Raw genomic sequence first — 24516 nt, forward strand, 5'->3', positions numbered from 1 at the left:
GCTCTGCGTCAGGACGTGCGCTCGCGGCGCACGTGGATGACCTGCGTCGGCTTGCCGCCGATCTCGCGCGTCTCGGTCTCCATCTCGACGAAACCGTTGCGCTTGTTGAAGCGACGAACGCCCTCGTTCACCTCGAGCACCTCGGCGTCCAAGGTGTCGATATCGAGCTGCGCGTCAGCGTACTTGACCGCCTCGCGCTGGATCTGGATCCACGCAGGCAGCAGCTCGCCTCGCTCCGTGAGGCCGTCGTTGTCGAGGTAGTAACCCCACCAGGAGGTCTTCGCCTCGGCGTCGTAGTCGAAGAACGTGACGACACCGGCGGGCACTCCGCCGCGCTCGTACATGAGCACGCGTCGGCTCGGGTTGTCCTTCGTGTTCGCCCACCACGCCGCATGCTCGTCGGGCGAGATGACGTGCTGGGTGAGAGAGACGGCGCGTACCTCGTCGTGATTGCGCCAGGTGCGCACGTTTTCCTGGTCGGCGTCCGTGGCGGGGCGAAGCATGCGAACTCCCGTTCTCAACTCGGTGACTCGGACCGTCAGGGCCCGACTCACCACGATACCGGCCGCAGGTGTGGCCACGCGACGCTGACGCGTTCCCGCGCGTCTCGGCGACGAAGAGCGTGTGGGCGCACCGCAGCGCACCCTTCGTGCGTCGCGCGATCTCACAGGTGAGGCGAAGCCCTAGACTGTCGTCAGCACACGTGTCTGCGTCGACGGCGGTCGCCCCACCGAAGGCGCGGGTCATTTCGCACGATGAAGGAGAGTCCATGAGCACGCTCAGCCGCGAGCAGGTCCGCACGATGATGGGTGAGGTTCTCACCGCGCAGGGCAAGGAGCTGCCGTCCGAGGACTCGGCTCGTCTCGACGCCATCGGCTTCCGCTCGCTCGACTTCTCCGAACTCGCCCTTCAGGTCGAGGACGAGCTCGACACCGAGCTCAACTTCGACGCGCCCGGCCTGCGTTCCATCGAGACCGTCGGCGACGTGCTCGACTTCATCGACGAACTGCAGAAGGCCTCCTGATCTTGGCGTCACAGGCCAACGGCGCTCCAGCGGGCGCGAACAACCGCGTCGTCGTCGGAGACTTCGACGGCACGTGGGCCGAGCTCGCCGAGTCGAGCTTCGGTGCGAGCAACGACACGCTCTCGGCACCTCTCGCCGCAGCGTTCCTCGTGAGCGGCCACCGCGGCGCAGCGCAGGCCGCGTGGCTCGCCGCCACGGAGGCGAACCGCGAGACCCTCATCGCCACCGCGGCACGCATCGACGACGAGCAGGCCGAGGGCTTCCGCGAGTTCGGTCTGTCCCTCGTGCGCGACGGCGCGGGCGGCGTGGACGTCGCTCCCGCCACCAACGAGCGCGACGCCGAGGACGGTCGCGTCTGGCTGCTGACGTCCGGTTCGACCGGGCGCCCCAAGCAGGTGGCGCACACCCTTGCCTCCCTCACGACCGTCGCCGGCGACCAACCCGCGCGCACCTGGCTGTGCCCCTACACGCCGGGCGCCTACGCGTGGTGGCAGGTCGTCACCCTCTCGATCGCGCTGCCAGGTCAGGACATCGTCTTCGTCGACCCCGCGCAGCTCGCCGAATGGCCCGAGCAGGCGCTCGCCGCCGGCGTCACTGCCGCCTCGGGTACGCCGACGTTCTGGCGTCAGGCCCTGTGGCGCAGCGGCGACGTGCTCGCGCAGCTGAAACTCGAGCAGGTCACCCTCGGCGGCGAACCCGTCGACCAGGCCATCCTCGACCGCCTGCGTGAGGTGTTCCCGAACGCCCGCATCTCGTGGATCTACGCGAGCTCCGAAGCGGGCGCCGCCATCGCCGTCCACGACGGCCTGGCCGGCTTCCCCGAAGCCTGGCTCGAACGTGACGTGCCCGGTCGTCCGCGCCTGTCCGTGGAGGACGGTGAGTTGCTCATCGCCTCGCCCAAGGCCGCCGAGGGCATGGACGCCGTCATCCGCACCGGCGACACCGTCGACATTGCCGACGGCCGCGTCGTCATCACCGGCCGGGCCGCGAGCGACGAGATCAACGTCGGCGGGTCCAAGGCCTCCGCCGGCAAGGTGCGCGCCGCGCTCCTGGCCCACCCCGACGTCGCCTGGGCCGCCGTCCGCGGCCGCAAGGCGCCCCTCGTCGGCAACGTCGTCGCAGCCGACGTCGTCCTGCGTGACGGCCTCGACAAGGCCTCCGACGACGCGCCCACCCAAGCCGATCTGCAGGCATGGTGCGGCGAACGACTCCCCGAATACGCGGTACCCCGCCGCATCCGATACCTCAGTGAAATCCCGATCAAGGAGAGCTTGAAGAGCGATGTCTGAAACCACCAAGACGCCGATCCCGGCCGCCACGTGCGTCCTCATCTCCGGCGGCTCGCGCGGCCTCGGCCTTGCCTTCGTCGAAGACGTGCTCGCCCAGGGCGCCAAGGTGGCCGCGTTCGCGCGCAGCGTCACGCCTGAGCTGCAGAAGCTCATGGACGAGCAGCCCGAGCGCGTCTACGTCGGCTCCGTCGACATCACCGACCCCAAGGCCGTCACCACGTTCATCAAGGACGCCTCCAAGGTGCTCGGCCCCATCGACGCGCTCGTCAACAACGCCGCCATCGGGCAGGACTCGCTCCACCTCCACACGACGCCCGAGCGCATCGAAGACATCATCTCGACGAACCTCACCTCCACGCTGCTCGTGACGCGCGCCTTCATGCGCCACGCCATGGCCAAGGTCGGCAAGGGGCGCATCGTCAACGTCACCAGCGTCTGTGCCCAGCGCGGCTACGCCGGCCTCGTCGCCTACTCCGCCACCAAGGGCGGCCTCGACGCCGCCACCCGCTCCCTCGCCCGCGAAATGCACGGACGCTTCCTCGTCAACTCGATCGCGCCCGGCTTCTTCGCCTCCGAAATGAGCTCCGTGCTCGGCACCGAACAGCTCTCCACCATCACCCGACGCACGCCCACCGGCCAGCTCGTCGAACCGGAGAACATCACGCCCACCCTGCGCATGCTGCTCTTCGAAGACACCAACATCAACGGCATGGTGCTGACGATCGACGGTGGCGGGAGCATCTGATCCGTCCCTAGCTGCGTCTTCCGGCGAATGACTTCAGGGCGCGAGCTCGCTCGCGCCCTGAAGTCATTCGCTCGGTGCGACACAGCGATTTCCCTTGCTGCATCTTCCGGCGACGGGCTTGACGCCACGAGCAAGCTCGCGACGTCAAGCCCGTCGCTCGGTGCGACACAGCTGCGGGCGCTCGACCTTCACGCGGCATGTCCCACGGCTTCGCAAGCTCAGCCGGGGACATGCCGCGTTTCGGTCTCGCGGCGTCCACTTCCAGCGTTGTTGCGTTGGGACAAGAGGGCGCGGCTCGTTCGCGTGGCGGGGGAGCCGCCGCGGGCACGGTTGGTCTGCGTCGTGGGTACCGGCCTGTCTCGACGATCGAGGGTACTCATCTGAGACGCTGTGTTGAGGCTCGCTGTTGGGAAGGAACGGCACGGTGAACGCTGCTGATCTGCTGGCCGCCGCGGTGCGGGACGGGCAGCTCGAACGGTCGTCCGGGGTCTCGCCTCACGAGCACCCCCTCGCGGCGCGCAGCTACCTGTCCGACGGCACCGGGCTCGCGTGGCACGTTCCCTCCGCGCTGCGCAGCCACGGCACCTTCGTCCTCGACGCCGAAATCCCACGGCCCGTGCGTTCAACTCTCGTGCGGCGCTACGGCGTCGACGACCCCGACACCTTCGCCGAACGCTGGACCCGCGCAGAGGCTCTCGCCAAACTCGCCGACCTGCCCATCATCACCTGGCTCAGCCGCCACGGACTCACCGTGCCCGAACACGTCGGCGCACTGCGCGATGTCGGCGAGACCGACTGGAGCACCGAGCGGTTCGGCGACGTCATCGTGACCTTTGCCGTCACCGCACACGCTCAGCGGGCCGACACGAGCGAGGAGCGTTCTCCGGCTGTCGGTGGCACCGTCTAGCCTGGGACGCATTCCAAAAAATCGAGCAGTGCCATCGAAGGCGCGGCAACGGACGACGAAGGAGAAGGCATGACGCAGGAGCCGCAGACGGGTGCCACCCCGCCTCGCGTCGGCGTCGTCCTCATGACGATGGGCAACCGCCCCGACGACCTCGAACGGGCCATCTCGTCCCTGAACCAGCAGCGCGGAGTCGAACTCGACATCGTGCTGCTCGGCAACGGCTGGAACCCGGCCGAGAACCCGTGGCCGTTCCCGGCGAACGTGCGCACCATCCACTCGCCGGAGAACCTCGGCATCCCCGAAGGCCGAAACGTCGGTGCGCGGGAAGCCCGCGGCGACTACCTGTTCTTCTACGACGACGACGCCACCCTCCCCACTGACCACGTCCTCGCCGACATGGTGGCCGAGCTGGAGAAACGGGCCGACAACGCCGTCATCGGCCCGCTCGGGCAGGACCCCACGGGAAAGCCGACGCCACGCCGCTGGATTCCGCGCCTCAACGTCAAGAACAACGGAAAGCCCGGCCCGGCCACCTGGTTCCTCGAAGGCATCCACCTCTCGCGCCGCACCGCATTCGATCAGGTCGGCGGCTGGCCGGGGCACTTCTTCTACGGTCACGAAGGCATCGACCTCGCCTGGCGACTCATCGATGCGGGCTGGGTCATCCAGTACGTACCCAGCATCACTGTGAACCACCCGGCCACGTCTCCGGCACGGCACGCCGTCTATTACCGGATGAACGCGCGAAACCGCGTGTGGGTGGCCAAGCGCAACCTACCGGCGCCCCTCGTGCCGCTGTACATCGGTAACTGGGCGGCCATCACCCTGCTTCGCGTCAAGGACAAGACCGCACTCAAGGTCTGGTTCGCCGGCCTTGCCGAGGGCCTGCGCACCGACGCGGGGGAGCGGCACGTCATGTCGTGGCGCACGGTCGCGAAGCTCACCCGCCTCGGCCGGCCCCCGGTGATCTGACATGAGCGAAACCCACAACGACCACGTCCACGCCGTCGTCACCGGGGCCAAGAGTCGCTCGCACGTGCTCTACATCGCCTCCTACCTTCGCCGCGTCCTGCAGGATCTTTCGGACGCCGGCCGCCTGCGCGTCTCGTTCGTCCCGGCAGCCGCGTTCCTCACCGCGCCCGCGGTCGGTGTCGAGGACGCGCGAGCCCTGCTGCCGGACGACCCACGCCTCTCGCTCGAGGAAGGCATGGCGGGATGGCGTTTCGCCGAGGGCGCGCGGGCCCTCTACGTCAGCGTGGGAACGCCCGGCCTGAAGGCTCTCGTCGCGCTTCGTCGCGCGAACGGCGTGCGCCCCATCCACGTCGTCGTCACCGACGAAGGCATCGGCACCTACGGTTCGTGGACGACTCGCCGTGACGCCATCCGCCGGCAGGGCGCCACGCTTGTCACGGCCACGCTCAAGGCAGGTCTCATCGCCGCGACGGGCAAGGCGTTGACGTCCGAGCGGTGGCCCGCGTATCGGCGCACCTCCCACGGCTGGGAGGTCACCGAGGCCGTGCGTGCGGAGTTCCGCGCCCACACCGAAGGTGCCTCCCGATCGGTGCGTCGCAGCGCCGTCATCCTCACTCAGCCCTTCGTCGATCTGGGGCTCATCGACGAGAAGCGGTACGTCGACTACGTCCGCGGCCTGGTCGCGAGTTGCGCGGACGCGGGACTCGAACCACTGGTGCGCGCGCACCCTGCTGAGGACGTGCGCCGCTACGACGAGTTCGAGGTCATGCGCTCGCGCGGCACCGCCGAGCTCGATCCGCTCGTCGTCGGCGCCGACGCCGTCCTCGGAGGCCCCAGCACGGCCCTCGTCAACCTCAGCGCGATGTTCGGCGCCAACGTCGTCTGGGTGAGCGAACCCTCTCTCACCTTCCTCGACACCGATGTCTCCGAGGCTCAGCGGCATATCTTCGCGGCGTTCCTCGGCCGACCCGTCCGTCCGGTCGACGTGGCAACGCGACTCGCGTGAGTACCCGGCCCGACCTCGTCGAACAGTGGGAGCCCGGACGCAGCGTTCCGGTGGCTTCGATCCTCGGCGCTCTTCGTCGGGGATCGGGCGATCCGACGATGGTCGTGCGTCCCAACGCCGTGTGGTGGGGCGTGCACACGCCCGCAGGCCCGGCGGCCACCTGGTGGCAGGTCGAGCTCGCGGAGGGGGGCGAGCGCGTCATCCTGCGGGCATACGGAGCGGGCGCGGCGTGGTTCGCGGGCCGTTTGCCCACCATCCTCGGTGAGGCGGACAGCCTCGACGGCTTCGCTGCCCATCACGAGCCCGTGAAGGCCGCCCTTCGCGTGCGTCAGCTCGCCGATTGGCGCATCCCGCGCACGGGCCTCGTCATCACCTCGCTCGTCCCGAGCATCCTCGAGCAGAAGGTCACCGGTCGTCAGGCCTTCGCAGGCTTCCGCCACCTCGTGCGCATGTACGGCACCCCTGTCACGTTCGACCCGGAGGCGCTGCGGGCGGCGGGCCCTCAGGCACCGGCCGTCGCTCGCCTCATGGCCGCACCCTCTGCTGCACAGTGGCGACGTATTCCGTCCTGGGAATGGCTGCAAGCCGGTGTCGAGCCGCCGCAGTCACGCACCGTCATGCGTGCCCTCGAGCACGCGGACCGTCTCGAGCAGACGAGCGAGCTGCCGATTGCGGAGGCCCACGCGAGGCTGCGCCTCGTGCCCGGAATCGGTGTCTGGACGGCGGCAAAAGTTGCACAGAGCGCGTGGGGCGACCCCGACGCCCCCACCTTCGCCGACTACCACGTGGCCAAGGAGATCGGGCACGCGCTGCTCGGGCGTGACATCGACGACGTGGGTATGGCCGGCCTTCTCGAGCCCTACCGCGGACACCGCTATCGAGCCGAGCGCCTCATCCTCGCGGCCGCTCCGCGGCGCGAACGTCATGGTGCCCGTATGACGTTGCCCTCACACCTGCCCCAGCGCGCGTGGCGCTGAGGCGCAGCGAGAGACCTGCACGGGTGTCCCCGGTGTCGGGTGGGAGCAGGTCGCCGATCGATCAGGCTCCGAGAACCGTGGTGCGTACCTCGCGCGCAGCTTCGACGTCGCCGACCAGCGCTCGCGCGAGCGGCGCACGCGTCACACTGAGACGCCCGGGGTAGCTGCCCTGAGCCTCGTCCTCGTCGATGAGAAGCACGTCGGCGAAGTCCGCGTAGAGCTTGGCCACCTGCGCCGACGTCATCTCGAGGCCCGCCTGCGACCAGGCGCTGCGCTCGGCGTCACCGTTGCGGCTCGTCGGCAGGCCGACCGGACTCATGACGACGACGCGGGCCGCTGTGCCGCGCAGGGCGTCGCGCACGCCGGGCACCCCGAGCAGCCCCGGCCCGTCGAGCACGGGTGACATCGGGGTGAGCACGACGACGTCGCTGCTGCGCAGCGCGTCGAGCACGCCGGGGGAGGGCGTCGACTGTTCGAGCCCGGCGACTCCGAAGCCCTGCGGTTCGCCCCGGTCGGCATCCCCGAGCCACCGGGCGACGGGGCGGCTGCTGCGCTCTCCGGCCTCGTTCTCCTCGATGACGTGAAGTTCGACGGGCTCGTTCGTCGCGGGAATGACGCGAGCCTCCGCTGCGGGGCTCTGGAGCTGGGCACACGTGGCCGCGGTCTCACCTCGAGCGCGCCAGTAGTTGCGGGCGACGGCGAAGGCGACACTCTCGTCGTTGAGAATCGGCCACTCGCCGGGTGCCAGGCCCAGTTCTGCGAGCGTCGAGGAGACGGTCGACGTGGAGGGGCGCGCGGGTGAGGGCGTGAAAGCGCGCAGTGCGGCGTCCGTGTCCGGGGTGAAGCGCAGACCCGCAACACTGAGGTCCCCCGAAGTATTTGTGATGCAGATCACATCATCCATCGGCGTGTCGATGGTCGAACCCGGCGCGAACAGCCCATGTAGTGCTGCAGCTGACTGGGGACCACTAGATAGGAGCGTGAGTTGCATATTGTCAGTGTGACAGGCGAGGTGGTGGAGGCGCCATTCACCCCCGGGGAGGGGGTTACGAGCATTCCCGTTCGGCTTGACTCACTCGAATGACATCGATGTAATTGCCATGTCGCGCTTCGCCGTCCCCCTTGTTGTCGTCCCGCTCCGGTGGGGTTGTCACCGCCGGGTGGTATTGGGCCGAAGTTCGCCGAAGTACACCGACGCCTGACCATGGCACCGACGACGAAAGGACGGACATGCAGGAATTCATGCAGTTGATCAGCCTGCACGACGCCCTGGACGACACGGAGGAAATGTCGTGGCAGGAGCGCGCACTGTGCGCGCAGACCGACCCCGAAGCGTTCTTCCCCGAGAAGGGCGGCTCCACCCGCGAGGCCAAGCGTGTCTGCGTCGGGTGTGAGGTTCGCTCCGAGTGCCTCGAGTACGCGCTGGAGAACGACGAGCGCTTCGGCATCTGGGGTGGCCTTTCCGAGCGTGAGCGCCGCAAGCTGAAGAAGCGCGCGGTCTGATCAGGTGACGGCGAGCGCTCGACTCGGCGTCCACGAGCCCCGCGAGGGCACACCCGAGCATCCTTTCGTCACCGCCGTCCTCGTGGCGCGGGACGGACACCTACCGTGGCTTCGCGCCACGGTCGATGCATTTCTCGACCAGTCGCGACAGGCGGACCGCCTCGTCGTCGTCGACGGCACTCCCGATCAGGACATGCGCGAGGTCCTCGCGCGTGAGTTCCCGGAACTGCGTGAGGTCGACCTCACTGTCGTCAAGGCGAACCACGAGGAAGCCTTCGCCGGTCTCGTCGACCGGGCCGTGCAGGCCATTCCCGCGCGTGGCAGCGACCACGTCGTCGCGCTGCGCGATCGCCGCCGCGCCCGCCGACGCCCCACCCACCCGAGCGACCGCTACCACTGGTTGTGGCTGCTCCACGAGGACTCCGCTCCGACGCCCGACTCCCTGAAGGCGCTCATGCGCTCGGTGGGTCGAAGCGAGCGCATCGGTATCGCGGGCTGCAAGATCAACGAGCTCGACCGTCCATCCCGTCTGATCAACATCGGTATCGACGTCACGCGCAGCGGGCGTCACGTCGCCCGCACCGTCGAGGGCGAACTCGACCAGGGCCAGCACGACGGGCGCCGTGACGTGCTCGCCGTGTCGAGTGCCGGCATGCTCGTGCGCCAGGACGTCTACCTCGATCTGGGCGGCTTCGATCCCGCGTTCGACGGCGACGGTGACGGTCTCGATCTGTGCTGGCGAGCCCACCTCGCCGACCACGCGGTCGTCGTCGTGCCCGAGGCCACCGCACACCAGGACATCGACTCCGCGCACCTGTTGCGCGTCATGGAGGGCCGCGGGACGCGTCTGACGCGTCGCCAGCGCCGCAGCATGACGCGCCGCTCGGGTGACCCCGATCGTCCGGCCGCGCACTCGGGCAGCACACTGCGCCGCCACCGTCAGGTCGCCCTCGCGCGGACCTCCACGCTCCGTTTCCCCTTCGCGCTCGCGTGGGCAACGATCTCGTCTGCGCTGCTGGGTGTCGTGCTGCTCCTGCTCAAGCGCCCGCGCTCGGCCGCGTCGGAGTTCGGTCAGGCCAGTGCAGGTCTCGGACTCGGCCGCATCATGGGCGCGCGACGCCGCTTCCGTGGACGTGCCAGCGTGAGCAACGCCCAACTCTCGTCCCTCTTCGTCCCGGCCGAAGCGGGGCGTGCCGCGGCCTGGGACGCCGCGGTCGCCGCGCTGACACCTGGTGGCTCGAAGCCGGTGCACCAGCCGATCTCCACCGAGACGGGCCCGCAGTCCGAAGAGGCCGAGGAAATGCGGACCCGCGGCGGCGTGCTCAAGCGCATCGTGCGCCACCCCGGTCTCTGGGCCGTACTCGTGCTGTTCGGCATGAGCCTGTTCATCTTCCGTGACGCCTTGAGTGACGGCGCTCTTCGCGGCGGTCACGGCCTCGCGGGTGGCGAACTCCTGCCGTACTTCACCTCGCCCGGCGGTGTCTGGCACGCCTGGCGCGACGCCTGGCAGGGCCCCGGTTTCGGGCACGCCGCCTCGTCGGTGCCCTATCTGCCGTTCATCGCCATCGGTTCCTGGTTCGTCTCGCTCCTGCCGGGTGTGGCCGATTCCACCGCGACCGCGACAGCCATCACATGGCTCTTCCTGGCCGCTCCGGCACTCGCAGGGTGGTCGGCCTACCTCGCGGGGCGCGCGGCGACGAAGCTCGCGTGGCCACGAGCTCTGGCAGCCCTCGCGTGGGGCTCTCTCGCCCCGCTCACGACGGCGCTGCTCGGCGGGCGCCTCGGCCCCGTCATCGCGCATATCGTGCTCCCGCTGGCCCTGGCGGGCATTCTGCGGCTCGGCCGCTCCGGCGCCACCGTCGCAGGCACGGCAGCCACTGCGCTCTCCGTCACGGTGCTCGGTGCCTACACACCGATCCTCCTTCCCGTCCTGGCGATTGCCCTGCTCGTCGTCGCGGTGCTGGGGTCGAGCGCCGCGAAAATCCGCGCGCTCGCCGTGGTCGTGCTCGTACCGCTGTTGCTCGGGCACTGGAGCGTCGAGGCCTTCTCCGACCCGAGCAAGTTCGTCGGCGGCCCCGGGGTCCTGACGGACGGTGACGGCGGCGCGCCGTTGTCCGCGCTCCTGTTCCACCCGGGCGGCCCGGGCTCGACGCCGTTGCTCCTGGCGGTACCTGTCCTCTTCTTCGGCCTGTGGGGCGCGCTGCGCGGCCGGGGTCACGAACTCGCGCGCTGGGCACTCGTGGTCCTCGCGCTCGTCGCTCTCGCTGCCGCGCTGCTCGCGCCGCGTCACTCCCTTGGCGCGCCCACCGGACTGCACGTGTGGACGGGTGTCCCGGAGCAGGTCGCGGCGCTGTCGATGCTCGCGCTCGCGCTCATCGGCGCAGATCGTGTCCACGGTTCTTCCGAACCCGGAACCCGTTCGGCCACCTCGCGCCTCGGGCGCCTCAGCGTCGTCACGATCGCGCTCGTCATGGGTGGGGTCATCGGTCTGACGGCGTGGAACGCCTCGGCCGGCAAGAACGGCGTCCAAGCCATGCGCAACCCGGCTCCTGCCATCACCGTGCACGAGGCTGAGTCGGCGCGAGCCGGCATGCTGCTCGACCTCCAGCCACGTTCGGGGGCCGTGACGTTCACCGTTCGCAGCCGCGAGGCCGGCCTGCCCTCGGTCGACCCGACCCAGCCGGCGATGCAGACGCCGACGTCCGTGACCAAGGCCATTGCCGCGCTCGTCGACTCGGGCGCCGGTGAGCGGGCCCAGGCCGCCCAGACCCTGCGGGACGCCGGAATCGCCTTCGTCGCGGCCGACCGTCGCGCGCAGGAGTCCGACACGCTGTTCGCTGCCCTCGACTCCGCTGACGGACTCGTGCCGATGGCGACGGACTCGACGGCGTCCCTGTACCGCATCGACGGTGCCGGGGGCGGGCGTGCCGCACGGGTCGTCGTGCGTGACGGCGACGAGCGTCACATCGTCCCCGTGCGCGGCCCGCACGCGCGGGTCTCGACGACGTTGCCGAGCGGTGACGCGCAGCGCAGGCTCGTCGTGAGCGCCGGCAACGACTTCGCTCGTGAGGCCGAGGTGACCCTCGACGGACGCGCGCTCGAGGCGGTGGCCGGCACCCAGATGCCCACCTACAGGGTCGGCGCGGACGGCGGCAAACTCGTCATCGAACCCGGCACGGCGTGGCCGGCCTGGCGCGCGGCCCAGCTCGTGCTGCTCGGGCTCGTCGTGTTCCTGGCCGTTCCGTTCGGGTCCGCGCGCGGACGCGGGCGTCAGTGAGGCAGGGGAGGACATGAGCGCACAAGGAATCGCGCGCGGGGTCGTGCTCGCCGCCGCAGCAGCGGGCATGGTGTGGACGGCTCACGCGGCTCCGGTTCGCACGAGCACGGGCGAGCGCCTCGCGACGACGACGAGTGCCGTCGAAGCGGCCTCGCTCGTCTGCCCCGGGGGCGCCGGATCGAACGGCTCGACCGAGGTCAACGCGACGTCGTCGCCTGAGCTCCTCACGCCGTTCGCGCGGGAGGGCGGCGGAGCGAGTGCACGCCTCGAGTCGTCGTCCGACCCGAAGGCGATGTCCCTCGAGCGAGGCGGCGCGACCGTCACCGAGATGAAGGGTGGGCCCCTCGTCGTCGAGGCAACCGGCGGCATGGCTCCTGGTTTTGCCGCAGCGCAGATCAGCGGCGGCGACGGGCAGTCGCCACTCGTCGCACGCACCTGTGCAGCTTCCCTCAACGAGGCGTGGATCCCGGTGGGGCAGAAGGGTTCCTCACGCCTGTCGACCCTCGTGCTCGTCAACAGCGGTTCGCACGGTGCCACGGTCGACATCGACGTCAGTTCACGCGACGGCGACGTAGCCGGTGCCGCCATCACGGACAAGGCTGTCCCCGCGCACTCGCGCGTCGAGGTCAACCTGCCGACCGAGGCCAAGAACCACGACGGTGTCGTCGTCCACGTGCGTAGCGAGAGCGGTGCCGTACAGGCCAGCGTGCGGGACAGCGCGAGCTCGGGTTCGACCAAGGGTGAGGAACTGACGGCCCAGTACGCCGTGCCCGGCACGACTCAGATCGTCCCTGCGGCGCCCGTGACGGACGGCAAGACCAGCGTTCGTCTGGCGGCCCCGGCCGGGCGCGGCGCCGTCGTCAAGCTGTCGGCTCTGTCGACCCAGGGCGAAGCGTCGAAGGACCGTGTCGTCTCCGTGCCGCGCGGCCGGACCCTCGACGTGTCGCTGGAGGGTTTGAAGGGGTCGACCGTCGCGGTGCGAGCCACGTCTGAGGCTGAGATCGTCGCCGCAGCCACCGCTCCTGCGGCCTCGGGCGCCTCGGCGGACTTCGCGTGGGCCCAAGCCGCGCCGGACATCGGACCGGCGGCCGGCACGTCTCTACGTGGCGCGGGGACCGGGGGAGATCTCGTGCTCGCAGCCAGCGCTCCGCAGGTGCGGGCGACCGTCGTCGTGACGACGAAGGACGGCAAGAGCACAACCCAGCACGTCGACGTGCGCGACAACGCGGCTCGACGTATCTCCGTCCCGAAGGACGCGAGCGTGTGGGTGACCGCGCCGACGAAGCAGGGCGAATCGCACCTTCATGCGGGAATCGTGCTCCGCACCGGCGCCAAGTCCTCGGATCGCATCACGACGCTCACCCTCACGGCTGCGCCGTGGATGCGCGAGCAAACCGCACTCGTCGCCCGCTGATCCGCTCATCCCGCCCGGCTGATCGCCGGTCGGACCTGTGGGCCGTCGTGCGTCAGCGAGCTGCGAGCCACTGAGCGTAGGTACGTCCACCGCGCTGGGCCTGTTCGCCCGGCAGATTCGTGCCACGGGCGAAGGAGCGCAGAACACCTCCGAGCGTTGGCACACGCACGGACCGAACGGGTCGGCGGCTCTCGAGGTGAGCTGTCAGTGTGGAGAGTTCACCTAGCGAGAAGGTCTCCGGTCCGGCCAACTCGAGCGGCGTCGCAAGACTCGTGCGAATGAGGGCGACGTCCACGAGCTTGCGCGCCACCCATTCGGGGTCCACCGGGCTGACCCGGACGCGGGATTCGGCTCCCGTGAGCCGTGCCGCGGCGCCGCTCACCACCTCGTGGGCGAGGGTGTGGAACTGGGTCGCTCGCACGATCGACGCGCGCCCCGACCAGGACTCGGCGAGGTTCTCGGTGTCTGCCTTCGTGCGGTAGTAGGCCAGCGGGTTGTTCCAGCACCCCACGATCGAGGGCAGGACGAGGTGGGCGCCGGGTGCCCAGGCATCGAGAGAACGCAGGAGGTTACGTGTTCCGTCGCGGTCGACTCGGGCATTCGACGGATCCGTGGCGCAGTGGATGACCGCCCCCACGCCCGGAAGTGCCTCGTCGAGGCCCGCCCCTGTCAGGATGTCACCGACCGCGCAGGTCACGTCGGTGATCGGGGTACGGTGGACGAGCGCTCGCACCGGGATGGACGAGGCGCGTAGTTCCTCCACCACGGCGCGGCCGAGAACGCCCGAAGCACCCGTCACGAGAACCGGTGCGCGTCCGACGCCGAGCACGTCGGGGGGCAGGATCGGGGCAGCGGTGGGGGTCGTCGTCACAGGTCGTCCTCGTCGTCCAGGGAGCGGCCCAGCAGGCCCGCGAGTTGGGTGCGCACGACGTGTTCGATGAGGGCCTCACGCTCGACCCGGTCGCGTGCGCGTGTCTGAATGGGAAGGCGGTAGAGGACCATCCGCGCCCGATGGCGACCGTCAGCGGGGAAGGCGCGCCCGAGGGGCACCGAGTCCTCCCACGAGCTCGGGTCGGACGGCGGAACCTCTTCGACGCCGATCTCGATGTCGGCGACGCTGACCGACCAGCGCGATTCGCACACCTCGACAGCACGCAGGACGGCGTCGTCGAACGCGGCCGAACGCGATCTCATGGACGGCGTCGCGGGCCAGGCCAGAGGCCCCCGGTAGCGGCGCTCGTGTCGGTCGCGACGGGGCGCGCCCGGGGCGGAGGAAGCGTCGAGGCCGGGCTGTCGGCCAGGGCGCGCTGCTTTGTTCCTCACCGCGTCAGCGTATCGAAGGGCACCTGATCGCGGGCGGGGCTCGATCGGGCGTGTCCCGGTCGCGGCAGACGGGGGCAGCCACCCACTGGCGTAACCTTGTGCAACGTGACGTTGACCAGACAGTGCTCGCGATCCGCCTGCTCGAAGCCCGCCGTGGCGACGCTCACGTATGTCTACGCGGATTCGACGGTCGTGCTCGGCCCCCTGGCCACCTACGCAGAGCCGCACACGTACGACCTGTGCGCCGATCACGCTCAGCGTCTCACCGCGCCGCGAGGTTGGGACATCGTGCGCCTGGCCGTCGACATGACCCCGCCGGAGCCCACACCGGACGACCTCGTGGCGCTCGCCGAGGCCGTGCGCCGCGCCGCGGCTCGCCCACCGGCCGAGCCCGAACCGGAGCCGGTGCGCAAGCCCGCCCGTGCCGCCCGGGCCGAGGACCCTGCCTTCCTCTCGACGGCCTCACGCCGTCGTCACCTGCGCGCGCTGCCCGATGCCACGGACGACGACGCGTCCACGGAAGCGGGCGACGACGGCCGGTAGGATCGTCGGCGTGAACGCCCCCGTACTCAACGACTTCATCAAGGCCTACGACGTTCGCGGCCTCGTGCCCGAGCAGCTCTCGCCGGCCGTCGCGCGCGAACTCGGCGCCGCCTTCGCGCAGATCGTGGCCCGCCCCGAAGGAGCCGAGGGCGTCGTCGTCGGCCACGACATGCGCCCGAGCTCGCCGGAACTGTCTCGAGCCTTCGCCGAGGGCGCCGCCTCGTACGGCATCGACGTCACTCTCATCGGCCTGTGCTCGACCGACGGCCTGTACTACGCCTCCGGTGCTCTCGGCATCCCCGGCGCGATGTTCACCGCGAGCCACAACCCCGCGCAGTACAACGGCATCAAGCTGTGCCGCGCCGGCGCGCGCCCCGTCTCGCTCGAGACCGGCCTCGCCGAGATGCGTGACCTCGCCCAGTGGGCACTCGATCGTGGCACGGCGGTTCCCTTCGACGGCGAACCCGGCACGATCGACGAGCGCAACATGCTCGGCGACTACGCCGCCTTCCTGCGTTCCCTCGTCGACCTGTCCGGCGGACGCCCGCTCAAGGTCGTCGTCGACGCCGGAAACGGCATGGGCGGCCACACCGTGCCCGCGGTCCTCGGCACGGATGCGGGGCTCGACGAGCTTCCGCTCGAGATCGTCCCGCTCTACTTCGAACTCGACGGCACGTTCCCCAATCACGAGGCCAACCCGCTCGAGCCCGCCAACCTCGTCGACCTGCAGAAGGGCGTCGTCGAGCACGGCGCCGACATCGGTCTGGCTTTCGACGGTGACGCCGACCGATGCTTCGTCATCGACGAGAACGGTGACGCGGTGACGCCGTCGGCCGTCACGGCGCTTGTTGCCCAGCGTGAGATCGCGAAGGAGGTCGCCAAGGGCACCCGCGCTTCGGACGTCTCGGTTGTCGCGAACCTCATCAGCTCGCGCGCCGTCACCGAGGTCATTACCGAGAACGGGGCGAAGCCGGTGCGCACGCGCGTCGGCCACTCCTTCATCAAGGCGCAGATGGCCGAGCACGACGCCGTCTTCGGCGGGGAGCACAGCGCGCACTACTACTTCCGCGACTTCTGGTTCGCCGACACGGGCATGCTCGCGGCGATGCACGTGCTCGCCGCGCTCGGTGAGCAGGAGAGGACGCTCTCGCAGCTCGTCGCCGAGTACGCCCGCTACGAGGCCTCCGGCGAGATCAACTCGACCGTGAGTGACGCCACCGCCGCCACTGGCCGCGTTCGCGAGTGGGTGGCCTCCCAGGGCGAGTACACCGAGGACGGCATGGACGGCGTCACCTTCGTCCACGAAGGCGGTGACAGCGATCCGATGTGGTGGCTCAACCTGCGCGCCTCGAACACAGAACCTCTGCTGCGCCTCAACGTCGAGGCAGCCGACCGTGCAACGATGGAGCGCGTGCGCGATGCCGCGCTCGCCGCCGTCCGAGAAGGAGAAGCACAGTGAACCGAGGCGTCACGATCGAACCGTGGCTGCGTGAGATCCTGCGCTGCCCGGTCACGCACAGTGAGCTCGTCGACGGCGTCGACGACGGCGGCGAGCCCGTGCTCGTCGCCACCGAAGCCGATGCCGAGCGCGGTGGCCGGTTGCAGTACCCGATCCGCGACGGCATCCCCGTGTTCCTCGTCGACGAGGCCACAGTTCTGCCCACCGAGGCCTGATCGGCCCACCTGGTACCTACGCCGAGGCCGCTTCCCGAATCGGGAAGCGGCCTCGCCGCGTGTTGTGCGTGGTGCCGGACGCGTGGCTCAGAGGCGGACGTCGTCCTCGGCGAGCCAGCGCTGCACGGTCGACTCCTCGGGTGCCGGAGCCTCGATGACGTGCGGGACGAAGCGCGCACCGCCGTCCGTGATCGGGCCGTCGGTCTCGCGGATGCCCATGCCGGCCGCGTGACCGTCGACCACCCAGGCTCCGATGACGGGCCGGTTGCCGTCGAAGTCGGGCAGCGGCCACCACTGCTGGTAGCAGAACGACTCGTCGTGTTCCTGGCCGCCGTGCGTCCAGTCGCGACCCTCCGCGTGGACGCGGATCGAGGCACCCTCACGGCCGAAGAACGGCTTCGCGACGTACTCGCGCAGGTCACGCGGGGAGTCGAGGTAGGCCGGAAGCAGGTTGGGGTGACCCGGGTAGAGGTGCCACAGCGCCGCGAGCAGCGCCTTCGTCGAGAGGGCCGAACGCCACAGCGGCTCGATCCAGCGCACGCCGGAAGTCTCGATGTGGGCGCCGAAAGGCTCGACGAGCAGGTCCTCCCACGGGTACAGCGCGTAGCAGACGTCGATCGGGCGCGACTGACCGTCGACGAAGCGACGCGAGTCGACGTCGAGGCCGACGTCGGACAGGTCGAACAGGCTCGTCGTCGCGCCGGCCTGATCTGCGGTGTCTGCGAGATAGGCGAGCGTGGAAGCCTCTTCGACGAGGTGGAGCAGCCCCGCGAAGTGAAGGTCGTCCTGCCCAGCGGCGACGCGCTTCTTCCACGCACCGACGAGCCTTTCGTGGATCGAGTTCCACTGGTCTAGTTCGGGGAAGTTCGCCTCGTGCCAGGACCACTGGGACACGGCCGACTCGACGAGCATCGTCGGGGTGTCGCCGTTGATCTCGAGCATCTTGGGGGTGCCGTCGCCGGCGAGGCACAGGTCGAAACGGGCGTGTGAGCCCGGATCACCCTCCTCGAGACTCGCCAGGAGCCGCCGGGTCGAGCCCTCGGGCAGGCACAGACGCCGGTCGTCGTACGTCGTGAGCATCCACGTCGCGGCGCTCAGGCACATGCCCCACAGTTCGTCCGTGGCCGCCTCGAGCCGGTCGATCTCGGCGGGGGAGAAGGAGTAGTAGGCGCTGTCCGTCCAGTACGGCACGTCGTGGCCGTCGACGGTCTCGGACGCCCAGAGCATGCCCTCGGAATCGAGGATGTCGCGGAAGTTCGGGCGCGGCTCGCAGGCCAGGCGCCTCATCCGCCTCCGCCGCCGCCCTTGCCGAAGCCGCCACGCACGACGCTGCCCTTCGACGAGCCGTCGGCGCCCTTGATCTGAGTGCCCTCGCGGACGGAGGACTTCGTCACCTTGCCGCCCTGGGCGTCGAACCCACCGGCGGCGTAGGTGGCGTTCTTCGGAATCGACGTGGCGTAGCTGTCGAGCTTTCCGCCCACCGGGGCGACGCGCTGGCCCGAGCGGTAGAAGACCCATGCGGCGCCGGCGTGATGTCCGGAGCGGCACTCGCTGTCCGGCAGCCGTTCACCCGTGGCCTTGTCGCGGCACACCCCGGCGTAGTCGGCGCCCTTGGACGACGAACATCCGGTGAGGAAACCGGCGGCGAGAACGGTGGTCGTGCCGAGGGCGAGCCCACCCTTGCGCCTGGTCGTCGGCATCCGAATCCTCTCCTTCGAGTAGGACGTCAATGTATCGCGCGATCTAGGCTGTGACGCGCGGATCCCCTCGGGCGTTCCGTCCCCCCGAGCGACAGAAGGTGTGACATGCCCTACCTCGACGAGAGCTGGCTGGACGACGCCCGTCACCTCGAACGCTGCGACTCGCGCGACTCCCTTCGGGCGCTGGCCACAGCCGGTGCCCAGGTGCGCGAAGCGATGACGCTGGCCCGTGAGGCGGGCGTGGAGCGCACGGCCGATGGTGAGCGGCCCCGCGCCGTCCTCGTGGGCGCGCTCGGTGGCAGCGCCGTCGTCGCCGACGTCCTCGAGACGTTCGCCCAGCCGGGGGCGCCCGTTCCCGTCATCACCCGACGCGACGTGCCGCTGCCGGGATGGGTCGGCCCCCTCGACCTCGTCGTCGCGGTGAGCCTTTCCGGGCGGGCCGCCGGGCCGCTCGCGCTCGCCTCGGAAGCCGCACGCCGTGGAGCGTCCCTGCTCACCGTCGGGGCAGCGGACTCACCCCTGGCGGATGTGTGTGCGCGGGCCCGCGGTACGCACATCCCGGTCGGGCGCGGGCGCACGTCGAGCCGGACGGCGATGTGGTCGCTGCTCACCCCGGTGCTCATGGCGGCGGGGCACCTCGGCCTCATCGACGTCACGGACAGCCACCTCGAGCAGGCGATCACCCACCTCGACCGTGAGGCTGAGGTGTGCCGCCCCAGCTCCGAGCACTTCGTCAACCCCGCGAAGCTCGCGGCGCTGCAGCTCGCCGGTACCGTGCCCATGGCGCTCGCGGACGGACCCGTCGCCGCTGTTGCGGCCCGCCGCGCCGCGTCGATGTTCGCCCGCACCGCTCGGGTGCCGATGACCTGGGGTGAACTGCCGGATGCGGCCGCGTCTGTCGTTGCGACGCTCGACGGTCCCTTCACGGCCGGTGGCGGTAGTGGCGCGGCCTCGGCCCCTGACGACATTTTCGCCGACCCCTTCCTCGACGCGCCCCGACAGCCCGGGCTCGGGCTGCTCAGCCTCCACAGCGACCCCGAAGGTGCCGTTTCGGACTTGGCCGACGTTGCTGCGGGCGTTCAGGACAGCGCGTTCGCGGCCGGCGCCACCGTCGTCGAGGTGCACCCCGGCGATGGCCCGCCCATAGCGCGACTGGCCGAACTCGTCCAGAGGGTCGACTTCACCGCCACCTACCTCGCGCTCGGCCAAGGTCTCGACCCGAATGTGTCGCGGCACGTGACGCAGCTGCGCGACCATCTCGGCGACCGTCGGGCATGACGCCCGCGGTCGGCACGGGGCGGCGGGCGTGTCGTCTGCGTGAGGACGGGAACGTCTTCGCTGGTTAGGCTTGGGCGCATGACGAACTTCTCCCGGGCCGAGGTCGCGGCCATGGTCGACCACACCCTGCTCAAGCCCGAAGCGACGGCTGACGACGTCGCGGCGGTGGCCCGCGAGGCCGAGGAGCTGGGCGCCTACTCGATCTGTGTGTCGCCGAACATGCTGCCCGTCGAGACGAGCGTCAAGGTTGCCACCGTCTGCGGCTTCCCGAGCGGCAAGCACACGAGCACGGTCAAGGCCGCCGAGGCCGCCGAGTCGGTCGAGCGCGGCGCTGACGAGGTCGACATGGTCATCGACGTGGGCGCGGCCAAGATGGGCGACTTCGAGGCGGTCAAGCTCGACATCCGCACGGTGCGCGACGCCATCCCGAACGCCGTTCTCAAGGTCATCATCGAGTCCGCTGCCCTCACCGACGACGAGATCCGCGGCGTGTGCGAGGCGGCCGTCGACGCGGGTGCCGACTTCGTCAAGACCTCCACGGGCTTCCACCCGAGCGGTGCGCCAGCGCCCACGCCGTGCGCCTCATGCGTGAGTGCGTCGGCCCGAACCTGGGCGTCAAGGCCAGCGGCGGCATCCGTGACGCCGCTGCGGCCCGCGAGATGATCGAGGCCGGCGCGTCGCGACTCGGGCTGTCCGGCACGCGCGCCGTGCTCGACGGTCTCGAGGGCGGCTCCGGCGACGCGTCGGCGGCTTCCGCCGAGGGCGCGGCGGGCTACTGATTTCGTATCTGAACGCAACGAAGGGCACCGGCTGAGTCGGTGCCCTTCGTCGTCGGTACGTCGTTGTCCCGGGGTGGACGTGGGGCGGACGCGGGCCGTGTTCAGGCCTCGGTCGGCCGGCGACGCGGCACCCGCCACTCGACGGCCGTGCCGCCGCGCGGCCTCACCCGCACCGTGCACGAGCCGCCCCACCGCTCGGCGCGCGCGACGAGGTGGTCGAGCCCCGAGCGGCGCTCGACGTGCTCGGGCAGCCCGACGCCGTCGTCCGTCACCTTGAGGCGGACGTCCTCGCCGACGTCGAGCGCCACCCGTACCGCCGACGCTCCGGCGTGCCGGGCGGCGTTGCTCAGTGCCTCGCGCACCACGGCGAGAATGTCCATGACGAGGGCGTCGTCGAGCGTCCAGTAGTCGCCGCCCACGGCTACTGAGGGCATGAACCCGAGCGCGTCGCTGCCCTGCTGAGCCAGCTGGTCGATGCTGCGGGCCAGCGCGAGCGCGACGCCTCCCTGCTTGAGGTCGAAGATCGCGCGACGCACGTCCTTCACCGTCTCGTCGAGGTCGGTGACCACGGCGTCGAGCTTCTCGGAGGCCACGGTGTCGCCGACGAGCGGCATGACGCTCTGCACCCGCATGCCGGCGGCGAAGAGGCGTTGGATGACGTGGTCGTGCAGATCCTGGGCGATCCTGTCGCGGTCCTCGAGGATGGCCACGCGCTCGGACTCCGCGTGCTGGTGGGCGAGGAGCGTCGCGACGGACAGGCGGTCGGAGAGCATTTGGCCGACCGCCTCGAGCGGTTCCGGCGCGATCGAGAGAAGCGCCCGGTCCCACGCGATGAGCAGCAGACTGGGGGAGGCCTCCTCGGCAGTCACCGGCACGAGCAGCGCCGAGCGCTTGGCGTCGTCGACGAGCGCGGCTGCCTTGGCGCCGGAGAGGAAACGGGCATCCGGGCGCAGCGCCAAGTCGTCGGCCAGGTCTTGGCCGAGGCGCTCCGTCATGCGATGCACGGGAACGTACTCGACGTGGTCGGCGGTGAGGATGGAATCGAAGCGCTCGACGACAGCCGGCCACGCCTGCTTGGGCGGCAGCTTCGCAAGCAGGGCGACGGCCTCGGCCGCGGCCCTCTGCCAGCGTTCACGGGCCTCTGCCTCAGCGAGCGTGCGAGCGTGCGCGATCGCGGAGGCGGCCGCCGCGGCGAGGGCCTCGAGCACTCGCTCGTCGCGGTTGCTGAACTGGTTCGCCGAGCGCTTGTTCGTCAGGTAGATGTTGCCGTAGACCTGCCCACGGATGACGACGGGGCAGCCGAGAAAGGAACTCATCGGCGGGTGGTTGGGCGGAAACCCGACGCTCTCGGGGTGACGGCTGATGTCGGCCACCCGAGGGGTGTGCGGCTCGTGGATGATCGCGCCGAGGACGCCCTTGCCGTGCGGCCCGTCGCCGATCAGCGCGGCCGTTTCGGCGTCGATGCCGTGGAGGACGAGGTCCTCGAAACCGCCGTCGGCGTCGAGGATGCCGAGCGCGCCGTACTCGGCGTCGGTGAGGTCGACCGCCGTTTCGACGAAACGGTGGAGCAACGGTCGCAGCGCGAGGTCCTTGCTCAGGTCGATGACGGCGGTGAGCAGCGCGTCGTCGGGGGAGGGGCTGCGATCGTCGCCGCGCGGGCTGCGGGGCGAGGCGGGCTGCGATGCAGTGACCATGCACGCGAGTCTAGGGGCGCCAGGTGTGACGAGCGGCTCCCCGCAGACTTCGCCGCACACGTCCCCTCCGGGGTGACGGGCGTCCACAATGGGGGCATGGCTGTTCGTGTCTATCTGCTCGACGATCACGAGATCGTGCGCCGAGGGCTCGCCGAGCTCCTTTCCACCTCCGGGCGTTGTGAGGTCGTCGGTGAGAGTGGGAGCGCCGCCGAGGCGATCCGTCGTATCCCCGCTGCGCGCCCGGACGTCGCGATCCTCGACGGCCGTCTGCCCGACGGCACGGGCACGGAGGTGTGCCGCGCGGTGCGCAGCGTGGACGAGAACATCCGCTGCCTCATCCTCACGTCCTACGACGACGACGAGGCCCTCCTCGCGGCGATCCTCGCGGGTGCGAGCGGCTATGTCCTCAAGCAGGTGCGCGGCGCCGACCTCGTCGAGACGATCGAACGCGTCGCCGCAGGTGAGTCGCTGCTCAAGGGGGAGGACGCCGACCGCATCCGCGCGCGCCTGACCGGCGAGGACGTCATGCTGCGCCCCGAGCTGGCCGCGCTCACCGACCAGGAGAAGCGTGTGCTCGACCTCATCACGCAGGGCTTCACGAACCGTCAGATCGCCGGGCGCCTGCACCTGGCGGAGAAGACGGTGAAGAACTACATCACGAGCCTCCTGTCCAAGTTGGGGCTCGAATCGCGCACCCAGGCCGCGGTGCTCATGGAGCGCCTGCGCCACCCGCACGACTGACCTGCGCGCGAGCCGGTGTGACGCCGGTCTCGCCAGTAACGACGCGGATTTTCGCGTGCTGCGGCCGATTGGCGTCGGGGTCTAAGGTTGACCTCATGGCCCACTACGACCTCGTCATCATCGGTACCGGTTCCGGTAACTCCCTCGTCACGCCGGACTTCGCGGACAAGAAGGTTGCCGTCATCGAGAAGGGCGTCTTCGGGGGTACGTGCCTCAACGTCGGGTGCATACCGACGAAGATGTTCGTCCAGGCCGCCGAGGTGGCCCGCAGCGCACGCGAGTCCTCGCGCCTCGGTGTCGACGCGTCCGTGCAGCACGTGCGCTGGAGCGACATCCGTGAGCGCGTGTTCGGGCGCATCGACCCGATCGCGCTCGGCGGACGCGAGTACCGCGAGCGCGGCTCCGAGGACGGCAACACCACCGTCTATTCAGGCCACGCACGCTTCACGGGCGACCACAGCCTGCGCGTCGACGGCTACGACGAGGAGGTCACCGGCGACCAGATCGTCATCGCCACAGGTGCCCGCCCGGTCATCCCCGCGGTCATCACCGATTCGGGCGTGCCGTACGAGACGAGCGACACCGTCATGCGGATCGCCGACCTGCCCTCGTCGATGGTCATCGTCGGTGGCGGTTTCATCGCGCTCGAGTTCGCCCACGTCTTCAGCTCACTCGGCGTCGACGTGACGATGGTGCTGCGCGGCGAGCGCGTTCTGCGTCACGCGGACGACGACGTGAGCCAGACCCTGACGAACGCCGTCGAGAACCAGTGGACGCTCGTGCGCAACGCCGAGCTGACGTCGGCCGACCACGGAGCCGACGGCGTCGAACTCGCGCTCTCGGACGGCCGCACCGTGAACGGCGATCTGCTTCTCGTCGCCACCGGCCGCCGACCGAACACCGACGACCTCGGCCTGGAGAACACCGGCGTCGAGGTGCGCCCCGACGGTCGCGTCGTCGTCGACGAGTACGGCCGCACCGGCGTGGACGGCGTGTGGTCGCTCGGTGACGCGAGCTCGCCGTTCCAGCTCAAGCACGTCGCCAACGCCGAGGAACGCTGCGTCGCGCACAACCTCGTCCACCCGAACGACCTCCGTCCGTTCCCGCACGACGTGGTGCCGAGCGCGGTCTTCACCCACCCGCAGGTAGCCACGGTCGGCATGAGTGAGGCGCAGGCGCGCGCCGCAGGCCACGACGTCACCGTCAAGGTGCAGGCCTACGGCGCGACGGCCTACGGCTGGGCGCTCGAGGACACCTCCAGCATCTGCAAGGTCATCGCCGACAAGGAGACGCGCAAGCTGCTCGGTGTCCACTTCGTCGGCCCCGACGCCTCGACGCTCATCCAGCCGGCGATCCAGGCGATGTCGTTCGGTCTGGCTGCCGACGAGATGGCGCGCGGCCAGTACTGGATTCACCCGGCCCTCACCGAGGTGCTGGAGAACGCCCTCCTGGGCTTGGAGTTCCCGCCCCACGACGCCTGATCCCGCTCACCGTCACGACGAGCGCTGCGAGGACGCCCGCGCAGCACAGGGCGGTTGTGGCCCACCACAGATCCGGCAACCAGATCATGAGTTGCCGACGATCGTGTCCGAGCGCGCGGGGTGCGTACCAGGCGGCGCTCGCCAGCAGCGCGGAGGCGACGGAAAACCCCCAAGCCCAGGCGCGGGTAT

General features: G+C 70.2%; 23 protein-coding genes and 1 pseudogene. 17 read left to right on the forward strand and 7 right to left on the reverse strand.

Going from position 1 to position 24516, the window contains the following annotated elements; genetic code table 11:
* Window positions 1-8: 8 nt before the first annotated feature.
* Entirely contained in the window at window positions 9-503 is a 495-nt protein-coding gene (gene pseH, locus D1832_RS09510; protein ID WP_047311886.1) for a UDP-4-amino-4,6-dideoxy-N-acetyl-beta-L-altrosamine N-acetyltransferase, read from the reverse strand.
* A 266-nt stretch (window positions 504-769) separates the two neighbouring features.
* Here pseH and D1832_RS09515 point away from each other — a divergent pair, with 266 nt between their 5' ends.
* The 7 genes from D1832_RS09515 (at window position 770) to D1832_RS09545 (ending at window position 6920) form a co-directional block, all read left to right on the forward strand.
* Complete coding sequence (locus D1832_RS09515; RefSeq protein ID WP_118913655.1) at window positions 770-1024, forward strand: phosphopantetheine-binding protein; 255 nt, start codon at window positions 770-772, stop codon at window positions 1022-1024.
* Window positions 1025-1026: 2 nt separating this feature from the next.
* Window positions 1027-2313 (forward strand): AMP-binding protein, encoded by a 1287-nt coding sequence (locus tag D1832_RS09520; RefSeq protein ID WP_118913656.1) that lies wholly within the window; start codon window positions 1027-1029, stop codon window positions 2311-2313.
* Complete coding sequence (locus D1832_RS09525; protein ID WP_118913657.1) at window positions 2306-3058, forward strand: SDR family NAD(P)-dependent oxidoreductase; 753 nt, start codon at window positions 2306-2308, stop codon at window positions 3056-3058. Before D1832_RS09520 ends, D1832_RS09525 begins: the two co-directional genes overlap by 8 nt.
* Window positions 3059-3482: 424 nt before the next feature.
* On the forward strand, window positions 3483-3965 hold the full coding sequence (locus tag D1832_RS09530; RefSeq protein ID WP_118913658.1) for a hypothetical protein: 483 nt from the start codon (window positions 3483-3485) through the stop codon (window positions 3963-3965).
* A 69-nt stretch (window positions 3966-4034) separates the two neighbouring features.
* Window positions 4035-4937 (forward strand): glycosyltransferase family 2 protein, encoded by a 903-nt coding sequence (locus tag D1832_RS09535; RefSeq protein ID WP_118913659.1) that lies wholly within the window; start codon window positions 4035-4037, stop codon window positions 4935-4937.
* A gap of 1 nt (window position 4938) precedes the next feature.
* Entirely contained in the window at window positions 4939-5943 is a 1005-nt protein-coding gene (locus D1832_RS09540; RefSeq protein ID WP_118913660.1) for a polysialyltransferase family glycosyltransferase, read from the forward strand.
* Window positions 5940-6920 carry a DNA-3-methyladenine glycosylase family protein gene (locus tag D1832_RS09545; RefSeq protein WP_118913661.1) on the forward strand — a complete coding sequence of 327 codons (981 nt, stop codon included), beginning with the start codon at window positions 5940-5942 and terminating at the stop codon, window positions 6918-6920. The genes D1832_RS09540 and D1832_RS09545 overlap by 4 nt, the downstream gene beginning before the upstream one ends.
* 61 nt (window positions 6921-6981) lie before the next feature.
* Here the strand turns inward: D1832_RS09545 and D1832_RS09550 are convergent, their stop codons facing one another.
* Window positions 6982-7824, reverse strand: a complete 843-nt coding sequence (locus D1832_RS09550; protein WP_182434740.1) for a 2-phospho-L-lactate transferase CofD family protein — start codon at window positions 7822-7824, stop codon at window positions 6982-6984.
* Window positions 7825-8162: 338 nt separating this feature from the next.
* On the opposite strand from D1832_RS09550, the gene D1832_RS09555 reads away from it, so the two are divergent.
* The 3 genes from D1832_RS09555 to D1832_RS09565 are packed head-to-tail and all read left to right on the forward strand — an operon-like array spanning window position 8163 to window position 13114.
* Window positions 8163-8423 (forward strand): WhiB family transcriptional regulator, encoded by a 261-nt coding sequence (locus tag D1832_RS09555; RefSeq protein WP_182434746.1) that lies wholly within the window; start codon window positions 8163-8165, stop codon window positions 8421-8423.
* 4 nt (window positions 8424-8427) lie between these two features.
* Window positions 8428-11700 (forward strand): glycosyltransferase, encoded by a 3273-nt coding sequence (locus D1832_RS09560; protein ID WP_118913663.1) that lies wholly within the window; start codon window positions 8428-8430, stop codon window positions 11698-11700.
* 13 nt (window positions 11701-11713) lie between these two features.
* Window positions 11714-13114 (forward strand): DUF5719 family protein, encoded by a 1401-nt coding sequence (locus D1832_RS09565; protein ID WP_147362667.1) that lies wholly within the window; start codon window positions 11714-11716, stop codon window positions 13112-13114.
* A 52-nt stretch (window positions 13115-13166) separates the two neighbouring features.
* On the opposite strand, the gene D1832_RS09570 is transcribed toward D1832_RS09565, so the two are convergent.
* Window positions 13167-13985 (reverse strand): SDR family oxidoreductase, encoded by an 819-nt coding sequence (locus tag D1832_RS09570; protein ID WP_118913665.1) that lies wholly within the window; start codon window positions 13983-13985, stop codon window positions 13167-13169.
* Window positions 13982-14308 carry a metallopeptidase family protein gene (locus D1832_RS09575; protein WP_047311896.1) on the reverse strand — a complete coding sequence of 109 codons (327 nt, stop codon included), beginning with the start codon at window positions 14306-14308 and terminating at the stop codon, window positions 13982-13984. Before D1832_RS09575 ends, D1832_RS09570 begins: the two co-directional genes overlap by 4 nt.
* Before the next feature lie 234 nt (window positions 14309-14542).
* On the opposite strand from D1832_RS09575, the gene D1832_RS09580 reads away from it, so the two are divergent.
* Genes D1832_RS09580 through D1832_RS09590 form a run of 3 tightly spaced genes read left to right on the forward strand, consistent with a single transcriptional unit; the run spans window position 14543 to window position 16654 of the window.
* Complete coding sequence (locus D1832_RS09580) at window positions 14543-14980, forward strand: DUF3499 domain-containing protein (protein ID WP_047311897.1); 438 nt, start codon at window positions 14543-14545, stop codon at window positions 14978-14980.
* A 10-nt stretch (window positions 14981-14990) separates the two neighbouring features.
* Window positions 14991-16439, forward strand: a complete 1449-nt coding sequence (locus tag D1832_RS09585; RefSeq protein ID WP_206609384.1) for a phosphomannomutase/phosphoglucomutase — start codon at window positions 14991-14993, stop codon at window positions 16437-16439.
* Window positions 16436-16654 carry a Trm112 family protein gene (locus tag D1832_RS09590; protein ID WP_047311899.1) on the forward strand — a complete coding sequence of 73 codons (219 nt, stop codon included), beginning with the start codon at window positions 16436-16438 and terminating at the stop codon, window positions 16652-16654. The genes D1832_RS09585 and D1832_RS09590 overlap by 4 nt, the downstream gene beginning before the upstream one ends.
* An 87-nt stretch (window positions 16655-16741) precedes the next feature.
* Here the strand turns inward: D1832_RS09590 and D1832_RS09595 are convergent, their stop codons facing one another.
* Together D1832_RS09595 and D1832_RS09600 are read right to left on the reverse strand one after the other, a co-directional pair.
* Complete coding sequence (locus D1832_RS09595) at window positions 16742-17941, reverse strand: glutathionylspermidine synthase family protein (protein WP_118913667.1); 1200 nt, start codon at window positions 17939-17941, stop codon at window positions 16742-16744.
* Window positions 17938-18354, reverse strand: a complete 417-nt coding sequence (locus D1832_RS09600; protein ID WP_052947033.1) for a hypothetical protein — start codon at window positions 18352-18354, stop codon at window positions 17938-17940. The genes D1832_RS09595 and D1832_RS09600 overlap by 4 nt, the downstream gene beginning before the upstream one ends.
* Before the next feature lie 105 nt (window positions 18355-18459).
* Here D1832_RS09600 and D1832_RS09605 point away from each other — a divergent pair, with 105 nt between their 5' ends.
* Window positions 18460-19632 (forward strand): SIS domain-containing protein, encoded by a 1173-nt coding sequence (locus D1832_RS09605; protein ID WP_118913668.1) that lies wholly within the window; start codon window positions 18460-18462, stop codon window positions 19630-19632.
* Between the two features lie 78 nt (window positions 19633-19710).
* A pseudogene (gene deoC / locus D1832_RS09610) lies at window positions 19711-20411 on the forward strand (deoxyribose-phosphate aldolase).
* 101 nt (window positions 20412-20512) lie between these two features.
* On the opposite strand, the gene D1832_RS09615 reads toward deoC, so the two are convergent.
* Entirely contained in the window at window positions 20513-22105 is a 1593-nt protein-coding gene (locus D1832_RS09615) for a GAF domain-containing sensor histidine kinase (RefSeq protein ID WP_118913669.1), read from the reverse strand.
* Window positions 22106-22201: 96 nt separating this feature from the next.
* Here D1832_RS09615 and D1832_RS09620 point away from each other — a divergent pair, with 96 nt between their 5' ends.
* Together D1832_RS09620 and mtr are read left to right on the forward strand one after the other, a co-directional pair.
* Window positions 22202-22846 (forward strand): response regulator, encoded by a 645-nt coding sequence (locus D1832_RS09620; protein WP_118913670.1) that lies wholly within the window; start codon window positions 22202-22204, stop codon window positions 22844-22846.
* Window positions 22847-22941: 95 nt separating this feature from the next.
* Window positions 22942-24327, forward strand: a complete 1386-nt coding sequence (gene mtr / locus D1832_RS09625) for a mycothione reductase (protein ID WP_118913671.1) — start codon at window positions 22942-22944, stop codon at window positions 24325-24327.
* The last annotated feature ends 189 nt before the right edge of the window (window positions 24328-24516 follow it).

The sequence above is a fragment of the Dermacoccus abyssi genome (genome assembly GCF_003515945.1).
In the GTDB taxonomy this organism is placed as follows: Bacteria; Actinomycetota; Actinomycetes; order Actinomycetales; family Dermatophilaceae; genus Dermacoccus; species Dermacoccus abyssi.

Coding starts and splice junctions, on each gene's coding strand:
- pseH (WP_047311886.1), bottom strand. CDS start 503: ATGCTTCGCCCCGCCACGGACGCCGACCAGGAAAACGTGCGCACCTGG.
- D1832_RS09515 (WP_118913655.1), top strand. CDS start 770: ATGAGCACGCTCAGCCGCGAGCAGGTCCGCACGATGATGGGTGAGGTT.
- D1832_RS09525 (WP_118913657.1), top strand. CDS start 2,306: ATGTCTGAAACCACCAAGACGCCGATCCCGGCCGCCACGTGCGTCCTC.
- D1832_RS09535 (WP_118913659.1), top strand. CDS start 4,035: ATGACGCAGGAGCCGCAGACGGGTGCCACCCCGCCTCGCGTCGGCGTC.
- D1832_RS09540 (WP_118913660.1), top strand. CDS start 4,939: ATGAGCGAAACCCACAACGACCACGTCCACGCCGTCGTCACCGGGGCC.
- D1832_RS09550 (WP_182434740.1), bottom strand. CDS start 7,824: ATGGATGATGTGATCTGCATCACAAATACTTCGGGGGACCTCAGTGTT.
- D1832_RS09555 (WP_182434746.1), top strand. CDS start 8,163: ATGCAGTTGATCAGCCTGCACGACGCCCTGGACGACACGGAGGAAATG.
- D1832_RS09565 (WP_147362667.1), top strand. CDS start 11,714: ATGAGCGCACAAGGAATCGCGCGCGGGGTCGTGCTCGCCGCCGCAGCA.
- D1832_RS09575 (WP_047311896.1), bottom strand. CDS start 14,308: ATGAGATCGCGTTCGGCCGCGTTCGACGACGCCGTCCTGCGTGCTGTC.
- D1832_RS09595 (WP_118913667.1), bottom strand. CDS start 17,941: ATGAGGCGCCTGGCCTGCGAGCCGCGCCCGAACTTCCGCGACATCCTC.
- D1832_RS09600 (WP_052947033.1), bottom strand. CDS start 18,354: ATGCCGACGACCAGGCGCAAGGGTGGGCTCGCCCTCGGCACGACCACC.
- D1832_RS09605 (WP_118913668.1), top strand. CDS start 18,460: ATGCCCTACCTCGACGAGAGCTGGCTGGACGACGCCCGTCACCTCGAA.
- D1832_RS09615 (WP_118913669.1), bottom strand. CDS start 22,105: ATGGTCACTGCATCGCAGCCCGCCTCGCCCCGCAGCCCGCGCGGCGAC.
- D1832_RS09620 (WP_118913670.1), top strand. CDS start 22,202: ATGGCTGTTCGTGTCTATCTGCTCGACGATCACGAGATCGTGCGCCGA.
- mtr (WP_118913671.1), top strand. CDS start 22,942: ATGGCCCACTACGACCTCGTCATCATCGGTACCGGTTCCGGTAACTCC.